Genomic DNA, 19,830 nt, shown 5'->3' on the forward strand with positions numbered 1-19,830 from the left:
TATAAATATTTTAAGGATATGGTACAGACTTTTGTCATATGAATCAACCGGATATGAATGTAACAGAAAAAAGGACCAAATGCATTGGCATTCAGTCCTTTTTTCTTATTTATTTCTTGGTGAAAATATTTAATTAGCGGCTTCTGCAGCTGTTTTCTGCTTCATGCTTCCGGTTTCTGCAAATCGCAAATGCCAGCTGAAGGCTTCCTGTAATAAATGAGGAGTATGTCCCCCTTTTTCACAGGCCCTGTCGAAGTAAGATTGTAATTCTTCTTTATAATCCGGGTGAACACAATTGTCTATGATCTTCTGTGCTCTTTCTCTTGGAGCTAAACCTCTTAAATCAGCCAATCCAACATCTGTTACCAGAATATCTACATCATGTTCAGTATGATCAGTATGCGAAACCATTGGAAGGACGTGGGAAATATTGTTTCCTTTTGAAGCTGCCTGCGTTACAAAAATACTCAGATAAGCATTTCTTGCAAAGTCTCCGGAACCTCCGATTCCGTTCATAATTTTTGTTCCACCGATATGGGTAGAGTTTACATTTCCATAGATATCAAATTCAATAGCAGTGTTGATGGCAATTACTCCCAATCTTCTGATTAATCCGGGAGTATTGGAAATGTTCTGAGGTCTTAAAACAAACTTTTCCTTATATTTTGAGAGGTTTCCTAAAACTCTTTCGTAGCATTCCTGGGAAACGGTAATGGAAGATGCTGAGGCAAAGCTTAGCTTACCGGAATCGATCAGATCAAAGGTACTGTCCTGAAGTACTTCGGAAAACATGGTAAGATCATAAAAATTACTGTCTTTGAAACCTGTGAGAACAGCATTGGCTACTTTACCAATACCTGCCTGAAGGGGAAGTAATCTGTCTGTAAGACGCCCCAAACGTACTTCATTTTCAAAGAATGCAAGAAGATGTTTAGCGATAGCGGTAGTTTTTTCATCCGGTTCTGCAATATCTGCCGGGCTGTCTTTGCGGTTAGTAAAAACAATGGCTTCAATTTTATTGGGGTCAACGGGAATGCTTTTTCTTCCGATTTTATTCCATGGAGCTACAATAGGAATGACATTTCTGTAAGGATAATCTTCTGCCTGGTAAATGTCATGGATTCCGTAGACTTCTTCCGGAACTTCTGTATTGATTTCAATGATGATTTTTTTAGCCAAAGCCCCAAAGGTTACCGAATTTCCTACCGATGTAGTAGGGACAATACTTCCGTCTCTTTCAATATAGGCCGCTTCAATAATCGCCACGTCAATACTTTGAAGATTTTTAGTGTGAAGAAGTTCGGCACTTTCGCTCAAATGCTGGTCGATGAAGAGAATTTCACCATTGTTGATTTTGTTTCTTAATACAGGATCTACCTGGAAGGGCATTCTTTTTTTCAGGACGTTGGCTTCTGCCAGTTTTCCGTCGGTACCGTGGCCTAGTGAAGCTCCTGTCATTAAAGTAACTTTAAGGCCTTCGGTTTTTCCTCTTTCCGCCAGTGCCGGCAAAACGGCTTTGCTGTCACCTGCTTTTGTAAAGCCGCTGGACCCAATGGTCATGCCGTCTTTGATAATCTTTACTGCATTTTCCGCGGTGGTTACTTTGTCGCGTAGACTTTCTAATCTGATTCTTTCTAACATGTAATATTGATTTTGTTTTAAACCACCATTACTTAGGATGCGTCATGAAAAATAATGATGGTCAATATGTTAACCATACCTCACAAATTTACGAAAAAAGACGCTTTAAATAAAGGATTTAAAGCGTCTTTTGTATGTATTCAGCAATACTTTTCTGATGATTGTACTGTTTTATTCCAGCCAAGAAGTTTTATAAGAAGGATCTTCCACTTTTAAAGCTTCTTCTGTAATTTTCAAAGGACGGAAAGGGTCAACCATAACAGCATATTCTTCCGTGAACTTTTTACCGATACTTCTTTCCATAGCACCTGGGTGTGGTCCGTGTACAATTCCTCCGGGGTGAAGCGTAAAATCCATCAAATCAATATGATTACGGCTCATGAAATCACCTTCCGTGTAGAATAATACCTCATCAGAGTCAATATTGGAGTGGTTATAAGGTGCCGGGATCGCCTGTGGATGGTAATCATACATTCTTGCACAGAATGAGCAGACTACGAAATTGTGTCCCTCGAAATTCTGGTGAACCGGCGGCGGTTGATGAATTCTTCCTGTAATCGGTTCAAAGTTTTTAATATTGAATTTATAAGGATAAAAATATCCGTCCCAGCCCACAACATCAAACGGGTGTGTTGCGTAGATGAAATCTGTAATCTGGTTTTCTTTTTTTACTTTAATCAGGAATTCTCCTTTTTCATCAACGGGTTCTTTGAAAACAGGAGCCATCATATCTCTCTCACAGAATGGAGAATGCTCCAGAAGCTGCCCGAATTCATTTCTGTATCTTTTCGGAGTATAAATAGGAGAGTGGCTTTCCAGTACGAAAAATACAGTATCGTCAGATGTTAATTCTACCTGATAAATGGTTCCTCTCGGAACAATAAGATAATCTCCGGTTACGAATTCAAGGTCTCCTACAAATGTTTTCAGAATTCCGGCTCCCTGATGAACGTACAAAAGCTCATCACATTCTGCATTTTTGTAGAAATAATCCATCGAATTTCTTGGTTTTGCCAATCCCATTTTCAGGTCGTTGTTCATCAAGAGTATTTTACGGCTGTCCAGGAAATCGTTTTCAGGAGTAACATTCATCCCCTTAAACATTCTGGGAGTAATGTTTTTTTCCACAGCTATCTTAGGAGTGACATCTTTCGGCTCACCGATCGATTTGATCTGTGTGGGGCGGTGGATATGATATAACAGAGAAGAAATACCATGGAAGCCTTCCGTACCGAAAAGCTGTTCATAGTAAAATTTATCTTCAGGAGACTTAAAGATCGTATGCCTTTTTGGTGGGATATTTCCCGATTGATGATATCTCATTTTACTTTCGTATGTAGTTTCTCAAATTTAATCATTTTTCATGAATTGACTCAATCTATATTTTTAAGCAAAGTTTTGTATTTGAAAAATAATTGTTAGATTTGTCTAACAATTTTAATTTCATGAAGCGAATATTATTTTCTATTACTTTTTTATCAACTTACTGTTTTGCACAGGAGGCAGATAGTTTGAGTCTCCAACAATTTAAAGATCCTGACTCTGCAGGCGTTACAAAAAGTGGAATCAAAACAAGTAATATAGAAGATGTAGTGGTTACAGGAACCATAAAACCAATGAGCAGATCGAAAAGTCCTGTGGCAGTAGAGATCTACAGTCAGAAATTTTTCCAGAAAAATCCTACGCCCAGCATTTTTGAGGCCATTGCCATGGTGAATGGAGTAAAACCTCAGCTGAACTGTTCGGTATGCAATACGGGAGACATCCACATCAACGGGCTGGAAGGACCTTACACGATGATTTTGATTGACGGAATGCCGATTGTAAGCTCACTTTCCACCGTATACGGATTAAGCGGAATCCCTAATAGCCTGGTGGATAGAATAGAGGTGGTAAAAGGTCCTGCGTCTTCTATATATGGTTCTGAAGCGATGGGAGGAGTGATCAATATTATTACCAAAAATGCTTTGACTGCCCCTAAACTGAGTGTTGATATGATGACCAGTACCTGGAGTGAAAATAATCTGGATCTTTCCACAAAATTCAATGTTGGAAAAAAGGCCGCTTCATTATTAAGTTTAAATTATTTCAGCTTTCAGGAAAGGATAGATCAGAATAAAGATAATTTTACGGACGCTACGCTGCAAAGCAGGATTTCGGTTTTCAACAAATGGAATTTTAAAAGAAAGGAAAACAGACAGGCAAGTTTTGCGATGAGGTACCTGTATGAAGACCGTTTTGGGGGTGAAATGCAATGGAATAAGTCTTTCCGTGGCAGTGATAACGTATACGGAGAAAGTATTTATACCAACAGGGCAGAGATTTTCGGTTTATATGAATGGCCCATGAAAGAGCATATTGTGACTCAGTTTTCTTATAACTATCATGACCAGAATTCATTTTACGGATCCAATCCGTTCAATGCCACGCAAAAGGTAGCTTTTGTGCAGACGTATTGGGACAGAAGCCTCGGGAAACATGATATTACTGCCGGACTTACATTTAAAAGAACATTTTATGATGATAATACTCCGGGAACATTAGCCGCAGACGGGATCACCAATGCACCGATGAAATCCCCGATCTGGGGTGCCTTTATCCAGGATCAGTGGGAGATCAATGATAAAAATACTTTGCTGCTTGGGTACAGATATGATTATGATAAAGTTCACCATTCGGTACATTCACCGAGATTTGCATGGAAATTCAATCCTAATCCATATCACACATTGCGTTTCAATTTTGGAACAGGGTTCAGAGTGGTTAATTTGTTTACGGAAGATCATGCAGCTTTGACAGGCTCAAGAGAAGTCGTGGTAAAATCAGACCTGAAGCCGGAAAGATCTGTTAACGGGAACCTGAATTATATCTGGAAAATTCCGGTAGGAAACCGTTTGCTGAATCTTGATGCTTCTGCATTTTATACCTATTTCAGCAATAAAATTGTAGGGGATTTTGATTCTGATCCGAATAAAATTATTTACGATAATCTTCACGGTTATGGAATTTCAAGAGGAGCTTCCCTGAATGTGGATTTTAGCTTTAATTTTCCTCTGAGTGTCAATCTGGGAGTAACGTATCTTGATGTTTATCAGAAATTTGATAATGAAAACCAGAAAACACAGCAGCTTCATGCTCCAAAATGGAGTGGTACTTATAACCTGACTTATAAGTTTCCAGGCAATCTGACCATCGATTTTACAGGACAGTTCTATGGACCTATGAGGCTTCCTGTTCTGATAAACGATTACCGCCCTGAATATTCACCGTTTTATTCTCTGGCTAATATTCAGGTGTCTAAGAGCTTTACATCCGGATTTGAAGTGTATTGCGGAATAAAAAACCTATTCAATTTCAGACCCAAAGACCCTTTGATGAGACCGTTTGACCCGTTTGATAAATATGTTGATGATCCTGTTAACAATCCTAATCATTATACTTTTGATACGGCATACGGCTATGCACCGATGCAGGGAATCAGAGGTTTCCTGGGTGTAAAATATACTTTAAAATGAAAAAATTAGCTTTATTTTTAATGTTAGTGCCCTGTTTTTATCTGTCTCAGATGAAGGCAGGCACTTTTTCTGATCTTGAGATACGGCAGAAAGAAAATCCTAGACCAATTGTGATCCATCTATATACAGATTGGTGTGCGGTCTGTAAGATTGAGTCTTATCGTTTGAGCCAGGATAAAGAGCTGGTTCATTTGATGAATGATCATTTTTATTTTGTTAATTTTGAAGCAGAGAAGACGAAGGAAAAGATTTATTTCCAGAATCAGACATTTGAATATCTGCAGAATGGAAATTCCGGAATTCATGAATTGGCACTGGCATTATCAAAGAATAAAAATCAGCCGGTTTATCCTTTGTGGATATTTCTGGATAAACATCAGAATCTGGTGTATTATCAGGAAGGGCAGATGACGTCTGAAAAAATGAAGGACAAACTGAAGGAGGTTTCTGGTTTGTAAGTTGAGAAGTTTTTGTTGGAAAACGCAAAGGCGCTAAGGCATTTCTTTTTAATCTGTTTATAAGACGCAAGGGATTTTAACTGCGATAAAATTGTATGTTCCTAATACTATTAATCTTTGCTGAAAATCTTTGATTTTCTTGCACCACAAAACAACTTATTGTTTGTTTTTCTTGCGCCTTTGCGTTTTCCCAACTTTAAAAATCTTTTTATTTCCCACAGATCGCACAGATTACGCAGATCTCTGTAAAATTTGCTGCATCTACATGAATTTTTATCTGTGGGATTTGTGGGAAATTCTTTACTATTAAATTTTTGCATCAATCAAAACCGCCAGCTGAACACACGGCTTATCAGAACGGTTGCTCCATGCATGATTAGTTCCTCTCTGAATGACGATGTCTCCCGGTTTCAGAAGCGTTTCACCATCTTCCATGACGAGATAGAGCTCACCGGAAAGGATGATGATGTAATCCAGCGTAGGAGTCTGGTGCATCATCGGATGAGGTTCGTTCTTTTTCCATTCTATGCCTAAATTTTTATCCGGCGGAACTACTACATATCTGAAATAAGTACCGTTTTTAGGCGTTTGCGGAAATCCTGTATTGGGAATTCCGGTTTCAAAATCCAGACTTGCCGGCATTGTTTGCGTATTCCATACATCAGAAATAATAAGCCCCGGAAAATGTTCCACAGCGTTTTCTACTTGCTGATCCTCTATAATAACAGACTTTCCGTCTTTCAATCCTGTAACAATTCGCCTTGGTATTTTATTCATCATTTCTCATGATAAGTTTATGACCCTGGGTCTGATTATTTTTTAACATAGAGTGAGCTTTCATAACAGTTTCCAGAGAAAGATTTCCTATAATTTTGTGCTGAGGAGGAAGGATTGTTCCGTTTTCAATAAGTTTTTTTATTTCCAGTAAACTGTTTTTATAATAGTCATATTTTTTAGTCATACCATAAGTGTAATTGGAGATATTCATGATCAAAGTTCCTTTGTTGAACAATGTTTCATGGGCATCTTTTGTTACCAAAGCAGTAACATCTACATAGGTACCGTTGATTGTTAAAACTTCAGCCGTTACTTCTGACATATAGTTTCCTACGAGATCAATTCCATATTCGAAAGGCTGGTCATTATTGGCTTTCAGAATATTTTCAATAAGATTTTCCTCTCTGTAATTAACGATCTGATGACTTTTTAATCCTAAACTGAGAAGCATCTGCCTGTTTTCTTCACTGCCAGCGGTTGCTGTGATCTGCCGGATATTATAGGCTAATAAAAGTTTAATCAGGAATGAACCCACCCCTCCGGCAGCGCCTGTCACAAGGACAGTATTTTCCGGATTTAATTTCAAACGGTTAAAGATCTGCAAAGAGGTAAGCCCTGCAGAAGGAATAGCAGCCGCCTGCTCAAATGAAATATTCTCAGGCTTAAAAGAAACAATGGCTTCAGGAACGCTTATGTATTCTGCATACGTGCCGTTGCTTCCCATAGAACCGCTGCCGCAGTACACTTCATCACCAATGTTGAATGCTGTAACTTCGGAGCCTTTATCCACAACAATTCCGGATAATTCTCTTCCTAATATCGGGGAACTGATCAGTTTTCGCTCCAGTTCATTTTCCAGCATCTGATGGTCGATGGGATTGAAACCGCTTGCTTTAATCTGAATCAAAACTTCATTACTTTGGGGCTGGAGCTGTTCTGCGAATCCGTCTTCCAGCTTTCCGTTTTTATTTAAAATAACTGCTTTCATATGATTAATTTGATATACAAATGTAAAGAGGGAATAGTTTATATTTGCTACCAGTTAACCAATGGTAACTAGTTACCTTCACGAAACTATTATGGCAAAAATTATTGAAAACGGCATCGAAAGAGAAGCGAGCTGTACAGAAGAATTGTTCGCGATGCGGGACAGTCTGGATGTTTTAGGAGGAAAATGGAAACTGATGATCCTGCGTTACCTTACGAACAGACCGGATCAGATGATTCATTTTAAAAAGCTGGAACGCAGTATTGAAGGAATCTCGGCCAAAATGCTGAGTAAAGAATTGAAAGAACTGGAAATGAATCTTCTGATCACCAGAACCATTCAGGATACAAAACCGATTACGGTGACCTATGCTGTGACAGAATATGGAAAATCTGTATTTCCGGTGACCGAAACGTTGGTGAATTGGGGAATCCTTCATCGTGAAAAAATCAAAGAATCAATGAGTTCTTCTGCATAATAGATCAAAAAAATCCTCAGGCCCATATAGAGTTGAGGATTTTTAAATAATACCAAATTGATTATTAATTTTTGTTTAACCACGACCGTACCAGTTCCGGGTGATCTTTCACCCACGCTTTGGCAGTGGCTTCTTTGTTTTTAGTCTGTTCCATTTTCATTAAAAGATCAGACATGTTTTCATCATCAAAATGAAGCTTTGAAAAGAATCTGGCCAGCTCCGGATGATCTTTTGAAAAGCTTTTCCTGGAATAAGTCTTAATCTGTTCCGCTTCACCATAAATCTTTTTGGGATCATCCAGAAACTTAAGTTTCATCTTACCAAACATCCAGTGGGGCTGCCATCCCGTTACCACAATCCATTGTTTGTGCTGTATGGCATTCTGTAATTCGGTGATCATGGCAATGGTAGAGGAGTTGATCTGCTGATAATCCAGTTTATACTCTATGATTGCTTTGTCTGTTCCGGTGGTTAATCCGGCTCCTTTTTCAATTCCTATAATTCTGTGATTGAATTGATTTTTATGCTGATTGAGTTCTTTAATGGAGTTCACAGGAACATATTCCGGAACGACCAAACCTATACGGCCGTTGTCATAATTGGTTCCAAGATGCATTAATCCCGGAAATTTAGCCAGCTTTTTTGCGTGGGTGTAAGGAAGCCATACTCCCATGAAAAGATCCGTATCTTCATTATTCATAGAAGCCAGAATCATATCCGTAGAGGCTTTTTGAATAATAACATGATATCCCTGCTCGTCCAGAATGGCTTTAGCCACGTGCGTCATCGCAACATCTTCTGCCCAGCCATCTACCATTCCGATGGTAATATACTTAGAGTTTTTTATGTTTTCGCACGAATGTAATGTGGAAAATACCAACATTAAAACGGGGAAAAACAGATATTTTAATTGTTTCATCTTATTGCTTTTTCTTTACAAATCCCTGGGTAATCCTGTCGAGGATAACGGCTAAAATCACCACGGATAATCCACTTTCAAATCCTAAACCGATATCCAGATTATTAATTCCTTCCAGTACTTTTTCCCCCAAACCGCCTGCAGCAATCATTCCTGCAATCACAACCATGGATAAGGATAACAATATAGTTTGATTAATCCCTGTTAAAATTGTTTTCATCGCTAAAGGAAGCTCTACTTTGAACAAAATCTGCCGGCCGGTAGCTCCAAAAGCCCTGGCTGCTTCTACAATATCTTTCGGAACAGCTTCAATTCCTAATGACGTTAACCGTACTGCAGGAGGCATGGCAAAAATAATGGTGGCAAAAGCACCGGGTACTTTACCGATACTGAAAAACAGCACCGCAGGAATCAGGTAGACAAACGCCGGCATAGTCTGCATCAGATCCAGTAAAGGGCGGATGATTTTGTCCGCTATTTTGCTTTTCGCAGCCAGAATTCCCAGAGGAATAGAAAGTACAAGGGCTGTAATAGTAGAAACAAAAATAAGGGCCAGCGTTTCCATGGTTTCTGTCCATAATCCCATTAAAAATATTAAGCTTAATCCGGCTGCGGTTACTACAGCGATGGCTTTTCCGGCTTTCCACAGTGCCAAAAGGGTAAAAAAGAGAATGATTACATAAAAAGGAGTGTTTGTTAATACCCATTCAATCCCCATAATAGAGGCATTTCCTAAGTGTTTGATAACATCGAATACAGGTTTTCCGTTTTCTGTGAGCCAATTGATTGCAGTTTCTACATATTGACCTATATCTATAGTTTTATTCATCTTATTGGTTGTTTGCGATTTCTTTTAATTCAATAATTTCTTCTTCGTTAAACTTTGTGGCTTCTATGACAAGAGATAACTGGGTAACAAGACCTAAAAATTTATTGTCTTCATCAATCACGGCAATGGACGATTTATTTTCGGAGATCAACGGCAGCATTTCCTCTACCGTCACTTCAGGATATACCGAAGGAACATTACTGTTGATAATGGATTCCACCGTAGGTTCTTTCTTTTTGGCAATTCGGACCACATCGTTAAGGGTAACAAATCCCAGGAATTTATTTTGAAAATCGACCACAGGTAAGTTTTCCAGACCTGTAGCTCTCATTTTTCTTAAAGCACCCTCGGGACCATCTTTTCTGAACCTTACCACTGTGGCTTTATCAAACATTAAAGATCTGGCGGTAATAATGGTTTTACGATCTACTTTTTCCACAAACGCTTTTACATAGTCGCTTGCAGGATTGGTTAAAATTTCTTCGGCTGTTCCTATCTGTTCTATGACACCATCTTTCATGATGACGATACGGTCTCCGATTTTAATGGCTTCGTCCAGGTCATGGGTAATAAAGACGATGGTTTTCTGTAAGGTATTCTGCAGTTCAAGCATCTGATCCTGCATTTCAGACTTTATCAGTGGATCCAGAGCTGAGAAAGCTTCGTCCATCAGCAATACTTCGGGATCATTGGCCAAAGCCCTTGCCAATCCTACTCTCTGCTGCATTCCTCCTGAAAGTTGCGAAGGATATTGGTTTTCGAAACCCGTTAATCCTACGATATCCAGTGCTTTCTGCGCTTTTTTATCCCGGGAAGCCTTGCGTTCTCCTCTGATTTCCAGCCCGAATCCCGCATTGTCTAAAACGGTGTGATGTGGAAGCAATCCGAATTTCTGGAATACCATGCTCATTTCCGTTCTTCTTACTTCTAAAAGCTCCTTGTTGTTTTTACCAGTAATATCATCGTCATTGATATATACTTTTCCTGAAGTGGGTTCATTTAATCTGTTTAGGCAGCGCAGCAAAGTAGATTTTCCGCTTCCGGAAAGCCCCATGATCACAAAGAATTCCCCTTCATAGATTTCAAAACTGGCCTTGTTGATTCCTATGGTACAGCCTGTTTTTTCAAGAATTTCCTTTTTGGAAAAACCTTTGTCTAAAAGTTCCTGTGCTTTTTCTTTGTTTTTGCCAAAGATGATGGTCAGGTCTTCAACCTTAAGTTTTACTTTTCGAGTGTTTTCATTTTTTTCCATATTCAGAATTTTTCAATTAATAATTTGATATAAAAACTGTACACCGGTTTATATATACATTTAGCTTTAGTTGTTCTGCTGATGACGATAGAATAAAATAACTTGCCGGGCCTTTAGTGATAAAAGCTTCAAACAAAAAAATAACAGCATAAAGACCTGAAGGCCTTATGTTTATTTTAAATATTTCAATAGATTATACTCTAGAAAAAGAGTGTATTATGCAAAAGAAATTAATCTTTTACATAGATTCTACAATTAAATTACTGATGAGGTAATTACAGATATGTGTACTGAACAACTTGAATGGCTACATTTAATCAAAATGCCTGCCAGCATCAAAAAACTGTATATCAATTTTTTATGACGGTGCAAATTTACGAAATTTATATTAAATCGATTTCGTGTTGTATAAGCTGTTGATTTTCAAAAGTTTTTAAAGAAGTGTTTTTATGACGAATTTTCTCTTATCATTAATGTTAAGAGAATTGATTTGAAAGGTTTAGGAATAGTTTATAAAATTATTTCAGTAAAACGGCAATAATTGCAAGGATAGCGGGTAATGCCTGAACGAAAAATATTTTTTTAGTAGCAGAAACAGCTCCATAGATTCCGGCTACGGCAACACATCCTAAGAAGAATAAAGCTACATTTGTCTGCCACTGAGGATCTTTAATTAAAAATGACCAGATCAGCCCGGCAGACAGAAAGCCGTTGTAAAGCCCCTGATTGGCAGCAAGTCCCTTGGTAGGCTTAAACATTTCCGGAGGCAGGGCTGCTTTAAACACTTCTTTCCCTTTGGTTTCCCAGGCAAACATTTCCATCCAGAGAATATAAAGGTGTTCCAGTGCAACGACAGCGATCAGAATTTTAGCAACGATTTCCATGATTCAATATTTTTCTCATTGTAAAACTAAAAAAATAAAGTTAAGTTTGAGCATTAATTCTTACAATGGACCCGTTCAAAGCACATTTAAATAAATTCATTACCGTAACCGATGAGGAATATCCTTCTATTGTATCATTTTTCAGGGTGATGGAGGTAAGGAAGAAGCAGAATCTGATGCTTGAAGGGGAGATATGCCGGAATATGTTTTTTGTGATAAAAGGCTGTCTGAGGAAGTTTTTTATCAATGAAAAAGGAGTGGAGAATACTACTCAGTTCGCCATAGAAAACTGGTGGATTACAGATACTTTTGCCTATGAAAGGCAGCTGCAGACGGATTTTAATATTCAGGCGGTGGAGCATTCTACTATTTTGGTGATTGATTTTAAAAGTCTGGAATTATTGTTTGCAAAACATCCTGTAATGGAGCGTTATTTCCGGATTATTTATCAAAGGGCTTATGCTGCTTCAGAAAGAAAACTCCGCTACTTGTCTGAATTTTCAAGAGAAGAGCTGTACATCCATTTCAGCACGATGTACCCATGGTTTATTCAAAGGATTCCCCAATATCTTGTTGCTTCATTTCTAGGATTTACACCGGAATATTTAAGTGAAATTAAAGCAAAATTACGATCTTAAACCAGTTTAAGTTTTTTACGGATCATAAGCCGGAAATTTGTCATGTAATTAAAAGCCAATGCAATGACTGATACAAAAGATCAATTTCCGCAGCTATTTTTAAGACTGGCTCTTGCCGTGACGATGCTTTCTGCTGTTGCAGACCGGTTCGGCTGGTGGAGCAAAGAAAATTCATCATGGGGAAATATGGAAAGTTTCAAAGAATATACAAGACAGCTTACCTATTTCCTTCCGGAATCTCTGAGTACATTCTCAGCGTATGCCGCTACTTTTTTAGAAATTCTTTTCCCTCTGATGCTGATTCTTGGATTTAAAACCAGAATTGCAGCGTATGGAAGCAGTATTCTGCTGCTGATTTTTGCGGTAACCATGACCGTTGCATCAGGACCAAAAGCCCCACTCAATTACTCGGTATGGGTAGGAAGTGCCGCCGCTCTTTTACTGGCGGTTCAGCAACATTATTCTTTAAGTATAGATCAATTAACCAAAAAATAATACATATTATGAGCGCAAGATTAAATATTGCAACAGTAGATTCAGCAGCTTACAAAGCGATGATGGGATTGGAAGGATATTTACAAACTATTTCCTTGACACCCATTCAGAAAGAATTAATTAAAATCAGAGCTTCACAGATCAATAAATGTGCTTTCTGCCTTGATATGCACACCAAAGATGCCATCAAATACGGTGAAACCCCTCAGAGAATTTTTATTCTGAACGGATGGACGGAAGCAAAAGAATTCTTTACAGAAGAAGAGCAGGTACTTTTGGCAATGACAGAGGAAATTACACTGATCAGCCAAAACGGATTAACAGAAGAAACCTTCCAAAAGGCGAAAAAATTCTTTGATGATAACCAGATCGCTCAGATCATCATGGCGATCATAACCATCAATGCCTGGAACAGAATTGCAGTAAGTACTCATCTTCCGATTGCAAAATAGTGAAGTCCGGGAGCGGGGGATGGAAGATGGAAGTTGATGAAGACGGTATCATTTACGGATGTTTACTTTATTTAAAACACGGCCTTTCAATTTGAAAGGCCGTGTTTTAATATATAAGATTCAAAGTGACAATGTAGCACCGTTTGGGTATTAATTCTAAAATAAATTCTAAGGTTAATTTTATTTTTTTAACGGAATTACATTGTCACTTTATTTCCCAGATATAAAAGCCGGTTAAACTTTACCAATCCCAAAGTCACAAAAGGGTTCAATTTAAAACACTTGCGTTCACTTAAGTAAGTTTAAAATGATACCGCAGACAAGTTCACACAAGATGAAAATCAAAGATTTTCACAAAAGTTAGGAGTACTTATTACGCATAAAGCCTTGTTCTGAAAACACTTAAGTGTTTAAAACTTTTGTTCCTCTTGTGGTTAAAATAATGAATATAAAAGTTTAAACAATCTCATTCTGTAAATATTTAAATTAATAAATCGCCACAGGATTTACATTCACCTGGGTAGAGCCTACATATAAAGGCTGTCCCAATACAAATAAAAATTCCCAGATTTTTTGCTTCACCAATGGGCGGCTGTCGATCAGTTCCAGGTTATAAATTCCTTTTTTGGCCAGCATAAACTGATTGATGGGAAATTCTTCTTTACTTTTTGGATTTGGATATACTTCAGAAGCCCAGGTGTCCCCGCCAAAAGCTACGATTCCCTGATCGGCAAGCCATTTTGCGGCATCCATTCCGATTCCAGGCTCTGTTTCAAGGAATTGCTGGTTGTTTTTACCAATCAATTCAAGCCATCCGGTATTGAAAAGTATGATATCTCCTTTTCTCAGAGTAAGCCCCTGCTTCTTTAAAACAGATTTAATGTCTTCTACCGTAAATTCTGTTCCTCCCGGCACCATTGATTTTCCATAATGAGCAGTCATATCAAGCACTACACCACGGGTTACAAAAGGTGGTACTTTTTCAACACCCAGCTTTTTTACCCCTTCTACCGTTACAAAGTCTGTTGCTTTATTTCCGTTGTAGTATCTATTATCAATTCCGATGTGCCCGATTCCATTCAGCTGTGTTCCCACTCCGGTCCATCCGTTGACCAATTCATCATTGAAGGTAAATTTATTCGGACCAATACTTTTTCCACCCTGTTCTCCGGGCTGGATATTATATAAATTAAAACTTCTGTGTCTGAAAGCAGGAAGGTTTTTATCAATGGGAACAGCAAGTGCTAACGTTTTACCTTGTTTCACCAGTCCTAATGCCTGTTTTACAACTTCAGGAGTTAAAAGATTGGCTGCTCCGATCTCATCTTTTGAACCATAGGCAGAAGGATACCATGATTGATCTTCCGGATTAACTAATGTTTGAGCCTTTAAGCTAATGCTGTTGATAGCCAATAGTGTCACTAACCCGAACACTTTGATCAGATTATTTTTCATTTTTATAAGGATTGAGGTTAAAAGAAAGGAAGCCGGAAGCTGGGAGAGGGAAGTTATTGTTGCCGGATAATCAATGCAATCTCTTTGTTCCATACAGAATAGGGCAATAGAGGCCACCTGATTATCAGTATACTAATAGAATTTCCATCTTCCAGCCTCCTTCTTCCGGCTTTATATTATAGCTCGCTCAGTGCTGAATTGATGAAGTTCAATTCTTGCTGGGAAAGGTTAATAGACATTGCTTTTGCATTTTCGATGGCTTGCTGAGCATTTCTTGCTCCTGCCAATACTACGGTAATTGCCGGCTGTAAAGTTGTCCATCTTAGTACCAGTTGAGAAAGGCTGGCTCCTTTTTCCTGAGCAATAGGTTCGATTTTTTCTAGGAAAGTTTTTACCTTATTCAAATCAAACTGAGAGAAATATCCGTTTCTGTGGTCGTTATCTTTCAATTGGGTTTCTTTGAAATATTTACCGGTTAAAAGACCTCTTTCCATCGGACTGTACACGATAATTCCCGAATTGTTTTCCAAAGAATAAGGAACAAGATCGTTTTCAATGGCACGGTTCAGCATACTGTAAGAAACCTGGTTGCTGGCAAGTTTTAAAGTCCTGTTAGCTTCTTCCATTTGAGCCACACTGTAGTTGCTTACCCCTGCAGCACGGATTTTTCCCTGTTGGATCAATAGTTCCATAGCTTCCATAGTTTCACAGATTGGCGTAGTGCTGTCCGGCCAGTGAAGCTGTAACAGGTCGATATAATCTGTCCCTAATCTTTTTAAACTTTCTTCCACTTCCTTGATGATGTTCTCTTTTGAAGCCAGTTTATAAACCGGAAGCGTTTTTCCTTCGTCTTCAGCATCAAAGAAAAATTCTCCTTTGCCATTATTGCTTCCGTCCCATACCAATCCGAATTTTGTTAAAAGCTGGATTTTTGAACGGTCCTTTCCTTTGATAGCTTCACCGATCATTTCTTCGCTCAGCCCGAAACCATAGAATGGTGCGGTATCTATAGACGTTACACCATGATCCAATGATGCGTGAATAGAGTTGATAGAATCCTGCTTTTCATTACCGCCCCACATGTTTCCACCAATGGCAAAAGCTCCGTGTGTGATTGCTGATAATTCTAGATCTGTGTTTCCTAATTTTCTGTATTCCATTTTGTTTTAATTGTTATGTGTAAACCACCCCGTCAAAAATTCTTTGAATTTTCGCCACCCCTCCGGAGGAGGGGAATTCTCGCCGTCTCAATGGTGACACTTTTAAGAAATTTTCGATTTAAAAAGACCTTAAGTGTTCTTCTTCTCTGTATTCTGATTAGAAACTTCTTTTTATTTAAGTGTCTGAAACTTTGGTGACTTTTGTGGTTAAAATTATTTGTTATTTAATTCCTTTAAAATTGCTTCTCCCACGCTCTTTGCAGATTGTGGATTTTGTCCTGTAATCACTCTCTGATCTGTTACCACATGATTCTGCCAGAGTCCTGATTTTTCAAATTTTGCTCCTCTTTCTTTCAGCTTATCTTCCAGTAAGAAAGGAACAACATCTGTTAATTTTACTTCAGATTCCTCTTCATTGGTGAAAGCATTGACTTTCTTTCCGTCTACAAGATATTTTCCATTATTGAGCTTGATATTTACCAAACCTGCAGGACCATGGCATACGCCGGCTACAATACCTCCGTTTTCATAGATTTTGGAAGCGATGTTTGCCAGTTCTTGGTTATCTGCAAAATCCCACATCGCTCCATGTCCTCCTGCATAAAAAATGGTTGAATATTCTTTCGGATTTACCTGTGATGGCGTCATAGAATGATCAATCTTGTTTTTGTATTCTGTGTTTTCCCAGAATTCTTTGTTTACAGGATCTTTCAAATCGAAACCATCTACCGGAGGAGTTCCGCCTTTAGGGCTTACAAAGTCGATTTCATATCCTGCCTTGTGAAGAACTTCCCACGGGTGAGAAACTTCTCCCAGATAATATCCTGTATCTTCTCCGGTATTGCCTTTTTTATCATGGCTGGTTACGACGAATAAAATTTTCTTTTTCACATTCTTTGATTTTTTGGTTTGTGCCTGTACGAAGCCTATGGTAAAGACTGCAAGCATTAAAAACGCTAATCTTTTCATAATTATATGATATAGGTGGTATAAATCTGTGGTTTTTCCTGAAGCTTTTCATCCACCAAAGCTCCGAAAGCCTGGATATAAGGCTGCTGGTTGTGCTGATCCAGTCCTTCTTTGTTTTTCCAGATTTCGTAGAAAACAAACTCATTTTTGTCTTCAATTCCCTGATGTAAGCTGTAAAGCTCACATGCTTCTTCTTTTCTTGTTTCTTTTACCATATTCTGAAGAACTTCCAATACTTCTGGCTGATGTTCTTCTTTGGCTTTTATAATGGCTGTTAAATGAATTTTCATAATCAAATATAATTTTCAATTGAAGTATAGATGGGTTTCCAGCCCAGTTCTGTTCTGGCTTTATCTGCACTGCATATGCTGCTGGATGCAAAACCGAAATAGCCGCCTGCAGGCCCGAAATTGTCAACAGCATCCTGTACGCTTAAAGATATGGCGGGTTCCAGGTGATATTTTTTACTGATGATTTCTGCAATGTTTTTCAAAGAAGATGAACCATTTTCTGCATAATACATAGAGCCTTCTTTTGCTTTTTCCAAAGCCAGCACATACAGGTCTGCCAGATCTTCAATGTGTAAATTGGACCAGACATTTTCACCTTCACCGAAATAAACACCGTGCCCCTTTTTCCGGGAAAAATTAATCAGGGCGGGAATCTGGATGCTGTCTTTTTTTATTCCCAGACCTTCTCCATACACCATCGTAGGAACAATAACGATACTTCTTATACTTTTTTTAACAGATTGAAGTACATAATTATTGATCAGTACTCTTGAAGCCATTTCCAGTCTTGGAGTCAAAGGAAAATCTTCCGTATACACAAAATCACTCCTTTTACCATCTTCTTTACCTCCAAAAATGGCAGAACCTGAAGTAAAAATAAAGGTTTTATGGCTTCCTTCCAGAGCTTTGATAAAGTTGTCCACAGCATAAGCATCATCAGCAGAATCAGCATTGTGAATGACCGCATCAACATCGGCAACGGCTGCTTTGATAAGGTCTTCATTGTGGATGTTACCAATAATTGTTCGGATTCCCGATGATTCCAGTTCCTGTAGGTGAGCTTCATTACGAACCAGGCCTGTCACTTCATAATTCCTCTCAAGGAGCTTTTGGGCAATACTACCGCCAATATAGCCGGTAATCCCTGTGATCAGTATTTTTTTCATGATACCAGTTCAGATGTTAATTCTTTTTCAAAAACATTTCTTACATGTTCTCTGTAAAGCTTCATATCGCGCTCTATATTGGCGTTTTTCTCCACATCGTGGAAGTGGAAGCTTTCCATTTTTTCCATAGAAACAAAAGCATTCATTCTGTGGAATCCAAATAATGGTCCTTCATCCACGCTTTTTTCATTAAAGAACTCTCCGGGCAGCGTGAAAGCGGTTGCAGGAGCATTCCAGCTTGTAGTAAGCATGTATTTTCTGCCGCCAAGCATTCCTCCTGTACCATAATTGATTTCAGGGTTCTCAGCCTTTCTTCCGTCACTCATGTAAATTCCTTTTGCATGACCTGCGGTGAATACTTCATCGATATATTTTTTCAATCCGTTCGGAAGCTGGAACCACCAGATCGGAGTGTGGTAAATAATATAATCTGCCCATACAAACTTTTGAACTTCTTCGTGTTTGTCATAATTTTCGCTTACATTGGTGATCTTTACCTCTACGTTGTCAAATTCTTTAAGAACTGCCAATGTATTTTCTGCGATAGTCTGATTATATTTTCCTCCGGAATGTCCGAAATTCTGTCCTCCGTTGATGATTAATACTTTTTTCATTTTTTTATGATTGTTTAAATTTTACTCTGCAAAGTTAGGATGGATGTTTGTATAATAAAAATAATATAAATTATAGGAAAGTATTATTTAAATTATACTATTTAATATTCAAGGTTTTGGGTTTAAAGTTTAAAGTTGGGAGTGAATGGCCAATCCGCTTCATTTGTGAATTTTTAAGGTTACGAGATTCGGCTCACAAGATTCCGGATCCCGAACAATTGATGCTATGTGGAAGTTTTCTAACCTGCAGTTCATCATTCACTATTCACTTTGCGAGGCAAAAATTTACCATTAACCATTTCCTTTTCATGGTTAAATGTCATACTATATCCGGACTGAAATTTCTTTTCGTCATGTAAATTTGTAACAAATTGAAGGACAATGATACAGATAGCTGTTTTTAGCGATGTGCATGGAAATCTTCCTGCATTGGAAGTAGTGTTGAAGGATATTGAACAGAGAGGAATCAGGCAGAAATTCTGCTTAGGAGATCTGGTAGATTTTGCACCCTGGGGAAATGAAGTGATTGAAAAAATAAGAAGTTTGAACATTCCTTGTCTGATGGGAAATCATGATGAAAGAATTGCTTTTGATATTCCTGTTGTCCCTTTGTCCAAACACTCAGAAGAAGAGACAAATGCCCGCTTCATTGCGATAGAACATTCTAAAAAACATATTACAATACAGAATAAAAAATTTCTCGCTGAACTTCCTTTTCACTTAAAACTGAATTATAAGACAGGAAAAAGGCACTGGAATATTCAGCTGGTTCACTCGAGCCTTGAGAGTAACGATACTTACCTGTACGAATCAGAAAATGATCAGGTTTTCAGAACGATGCTGGAAAGTGCGGATGCTGATCTGGTTGTGATGGGACATACTCATTTATCATTTAAAAAGCTGTTTGACGACCAAACGTGGGCTGTCAACTGCGGCTCTGTAGGCCGCTCCAAAGAAGAAAACAGACTGGCTTCTTATCTGGTATTGACTTTGGACGAAGAAAAGATTACCCCTGAAATTGTACAGTTACCTTATCCGGTTGATGAAACGGTCCGTCAGATACAGGAAAGCGGGATTCCTGATTATTATGCTTCCTTTCTGGAGAATAAACATGTATTAATATTATAAT

At 38.4% G+C, this 19,830-nt stretch carries 21 protein-coding genes; 7 read left to right on the forward strand and 14 right to left on the reverse strand.

Features of this window, described 5'->3' with window-relative positions; translation table 11 throughout:
* Positions 1 to 129: 129 nt before the first annotated feature.
* Both scpC and ACR1PO_RS16225 read right to left on the reverse strand, forming a co-directional pair.
* The gene (gene scpC, locus ACR1PO_RS16220) at positions 130 to 1,641 is read right to left on the reverse strand and encodes a succinyl-CoA:acetate CoA-transferase ScpC (protein ID WP_433987439.1); all 1,512 of its coding nucleotides are present in this window, start codon (positions 1,639 to 1,641) and stop codon (positions 130 to 132) included.
* 171 nt (positions 1,642 to 1,812) lie between these two features.
* Positions 1,813 to 2,964 (reverse strand): homogentisate 1,2-dioxygenase, encoded by a 1,152-nt coding sequence (locus tag ACR1PO_RS16225; RefSeq protein WP_433987440.1) that lies wholly within the window; start codon positions 2,962 to 2,964, stop codon positions 1,813 to 1,815.
* A gap of 122 nt (positions 2,965 to 3,086) precedes the next feature.
* Between ACR1PO_RS16225 and ACR1PO_RS16230 the strand changes: the two genes are divergently transcribed.
* A complete protein-coding gene (locus ACR1PO_RS16230; RefSeq protein WP_433987441.1) occupies positions 3,087 to 5,156 on the forward strand; it encodes a TonB-dependent receptor plug domain-containing protein in 2,070 nt (689 codons plus the stop codon).
* Positions 5,153 to 5,614 (forward strand): thioredoxin fold domain-containing protein, encoded by a 462-nt coding sequence (locus ACR1PO_RS16235; protein ID WP_332386118.1) that lies wholly within the window; start codon positions 5,153 to 5,155, stop codon positions 5,612 to 5,614. The genes ACR1PO_RS16230 and ACR1PO_RS16235 overlap by 4 nt, the downstream gene beginning before the upstream one ends.
* A gap of 306 nt (positions 5,615 to 5,920) precedes the next feature.
* On the opposite strand, the gene ACR1PO_RS16240 is transcribed toward ACR1PO_RS16235, so the two are convergent.
* Together ACR1PO_RS16240 and ACR1PO_RS16245 are read right to left on the reverse strand one after the other, a co-directional pair.
* On the reverse strand, positions 5,921 to 6,394 hold the full coding sequence (locus tag ACR1PO_RS16240; RefSeq protein ID WP_433987442.1) for a cupin domain-containing protein: 474 nt from the start codon (positions 6,392 to 6,394) through the stop codon (positions 5,921 to 5,923).
* The gene (locus ACR1PO_RS16245; RefSeq protein WP_433987443.1) at positions 6,384 to 7,379 is read right to left on the reverse strand and encodes an NADP-dependent oxidoreductase; all 996 of its coding nucleotides are present in this window, start codon (positions 7,377 to 7,379) and stop codon (positions 6,384 to 6,386) included. Before ACR1PO_RS16245 ends, ACR1PO_RS16240 begins: the two co-directional genes overlap by 11 nt.
* 91 nt (positions 7,380 to 7,470) lie before the next feature.
* On the opposite strand from ACR1PO_RS16245, the gene ACR1PO_RS16250 reads away from it, so the two are divergent.
* Positions 7,471 to 7,857: a winged helix-turn-helix transcriptional regulator gene (locus tag ACR1PO_RS16250; protein WP_332386351.1), complete on the forward strand. Its 387-nt coding sequence runs from the start codon at positions 7,471 to 7,473 to the stop codon at positions 7,855 to 7,857.
* Between the two features lie 64 nt (positions 7,858 to 7,921).
* Here ACR1PO_RS16250 and ACR1PO_RS16255 read toward each other — a convergent pair whose 3' ends face one another.
* The 4 genes from ACR1PO_RS16255 to ACR1PO_RS16270 all read right to left on the reverse strand — a co-directional run bounded on the left by ACR1PO_RS16255 (position 7,922) and on the right by ACR1PO_RS16270 (position 11,741).
* Entirely contained in the window at positions 7,922 to 8,776 is an 855-nt protein-coding gene (locus ACR1PO_RS16255) for a glycine betaine ABC transporter substrate-binding protein (protein ID WP_433987444.1), read from the reverse strand.
* A gap of 1 nt (position 8,777) precedes the next feature.
* Positions 8,778 to 9,605 carry an ABC transporter permease gene (locus ACR1PO_RS16260; RefSeq protein ID WP_433987445.1) on the reverse strand — a complete coding sequence of 276 codons (828 nt, stop codon included), beginning with the start codon at positions 9,603 to 9,605 and terminating at the stop codon, positions 8,778 to 8,780.
* A 1-nt stretch (position 9,606) separates the two neighbouring features.
* Positions 9,607 to 10,857 carry a quaternary amine ABC transporter ATP-binding protein gene (locus ACR1PO_RS16265; protein WP_433987446.1) on the reverse strand — a complete coding sequence of 417 codons (1,251 nt, stop codon included), beginning with the start codon at positions 10,855 to 10,857 and terminating at the stop codon, positions 9,607 to 9,609.
* 518 nt (positions 10,858 to 11,375) lie between these two features.
* On the reverse strand, positions 11,376 to 11,741 hold the full coding sequence (locus ACR1PO_RS16270) for a DUF1304 domain-containing protein (protein WP_433987447.1): 366 nt from the start codon (positions 11,739 to 11,741) through the stop codon (positions 11,376 to 11,378).
* A 65-nt stretch (positions 11,742 to 11,806) separates the two neighbouring features.
* On the opposite strand from ACR1PO_RS16270, the gene ACR1PO_RS16275 reads away from it, so the two are divergent.
* The 3 genes from ACR1PO_RS16275 to ACR1PO_RS16285 all read left to right on the forward strand — a co-directional run bounded on the left by ACR1PO_RS16275 (position 11,807) and on the right by ACR1PO_RS16285 (position 13,326).
* Positions 11,807 to 12,379, forward strand: coding sequence for a Crp/Fnr family transcriptional regulator (locus tag ACR1PO_RS16275; RefSeq protein ID WP_433987448.1), 573 nt, complete (start codon positions 11,807 to 11,809; stop codon positions 12,377 to 12,379).
* 63 nt (positions 12,380 to 12,442) lie between these two features.
* Positions 12,443 to 12,874, forward strand: coding sequence for a DoxX family protein (locus ACR1PO_RS16280; protein ID WP_433987449.1), 432 nt, complete (start codon positions 12,443 to 12,445; stop codon positions 12,872 to 12,874).
* Positions 12,875 to 12,882: 8 nt separating this feature from the next.
* A complete protein-coding gene (locus ACR1PO_RS16285; protein WP_332386109.1) occupies positions 12,883 to 13,326 on the forward strand; it encodes a carboxymuconolactone decarboxylase family protein in 444 nt (147 codons plus the stop codon).
* A 486-nt stretch (positions 13,327 to 13,812) separates the two neighbouring features.
* Here the strand turns inward: ACR1PO_RS16285 and ACR1PO_RS16290 are convergent, their stop codons facing one another.
* From ACR1PO_RS16290 to ACR1PO_RS16315, 6 genes are all read right to left on the reverse strand, one after another.
* A complete protein-coding gene (locus ACR1PO_RS16290; RefSeq protein ID WP_433987450.1) occupies positions 13,813 to 14,781 on the reverse strand; it encodes a cyclase family protein in 969 nt (322 codons plus the stop codon).
* A 176-nt stretch (positions 14,782 to 14,957) separates the two neighbouring features.
* Positions 14,958 to 15,941: an aldo/keto reductase gene (locus ACR1PO_RS16295; protein ID WP_433987451.1), complete on the reverse strand. Its 984-nt coding sequence runs from the start codon at positions 15,939 to 15,941 to the stop codon at positions 14,958 to 14,960.
* Positions 15,942 to 16,154: 213 nt separating this feature from the next.
* Entirely contained in the window at positions 16,155 to 16,910 is a 756-nt protein-coding gene (locus tag ACR1PO_RS16300; protein ID WP_433987452.1) for a type 1 glutamine amidotransferase domain-containing protein, read from the reverse strand.
* Between the two features lie 2 nt (positions 16,911 to 16,912).
* Positions 16,913 to 17,200 carry a putative quinol monooxygenase gene (locus ACR1PO_RS16305; RefSeq protein WP_332386105.1) on the reverse strand — a complete coding sequence of 96 codons (288 nt, stop codon included), beginning with the start codon at positions 17,198 to 17,200 and terminating at the stop codon, positions 16,913 to 16,915.
* A gap of 2 nt (positions 17,201 to 17,202) precedes the next feature.
* Positions 17,203 to 18,087, reverse strand: coding sequence for an NAD-dependent epimerase/dehydratase family protein (locus ACR1PO_RS16310; protein ID WP_332386104.1), 885 nt, complete (start codon positions 18,085 to 18,087; stop codon positions 17,203 to 17,205).
* Positions 18,084 to 18,701: an NAD(P)H-dependent oxidoreductase gene (locus ACR1PO_RS16315; RefSeq protein WP_332386103.1), complete on the reverse strand. Its 618-nt coding sequence runs from the start codon at positions 18,699 to 18,701 to the stop codon at positions 18,084 to 18,086. Before ACR1PO_RS16315 ends, ACR1PO_RS16310 begins: the two co-directional genes overlap by 4 nt.
* Before the next feature lie 381 nt (positions 18,702 to 19,082).
* Between ACR1PO_RS16315 and ACR1PO_RS16320 the strand changes: the two genes are divergently transcribed.
* Positions 19,083 to 19,829, forward strand: coding sequence for a metallophosphoesterase family protein (locus ACR1PO_RS16320; RefSeq protein ID WP_433987453.1), 747 nt, complete (start codon positions 19,083 to 19,085; stop codon positions 19,827 to 19,829).
* Position 19,830 lies beyond the last annotated feature (1 nt).

The sequence above is a fragment of the Chryseobacterium amylolyticum genome (assembly GCF_051011775.1).
GTDB lineage: Bacteria > Bacteroidota > Bacteroidia > Flavobacteriales > Weeksellaceae > Chryseobacterium.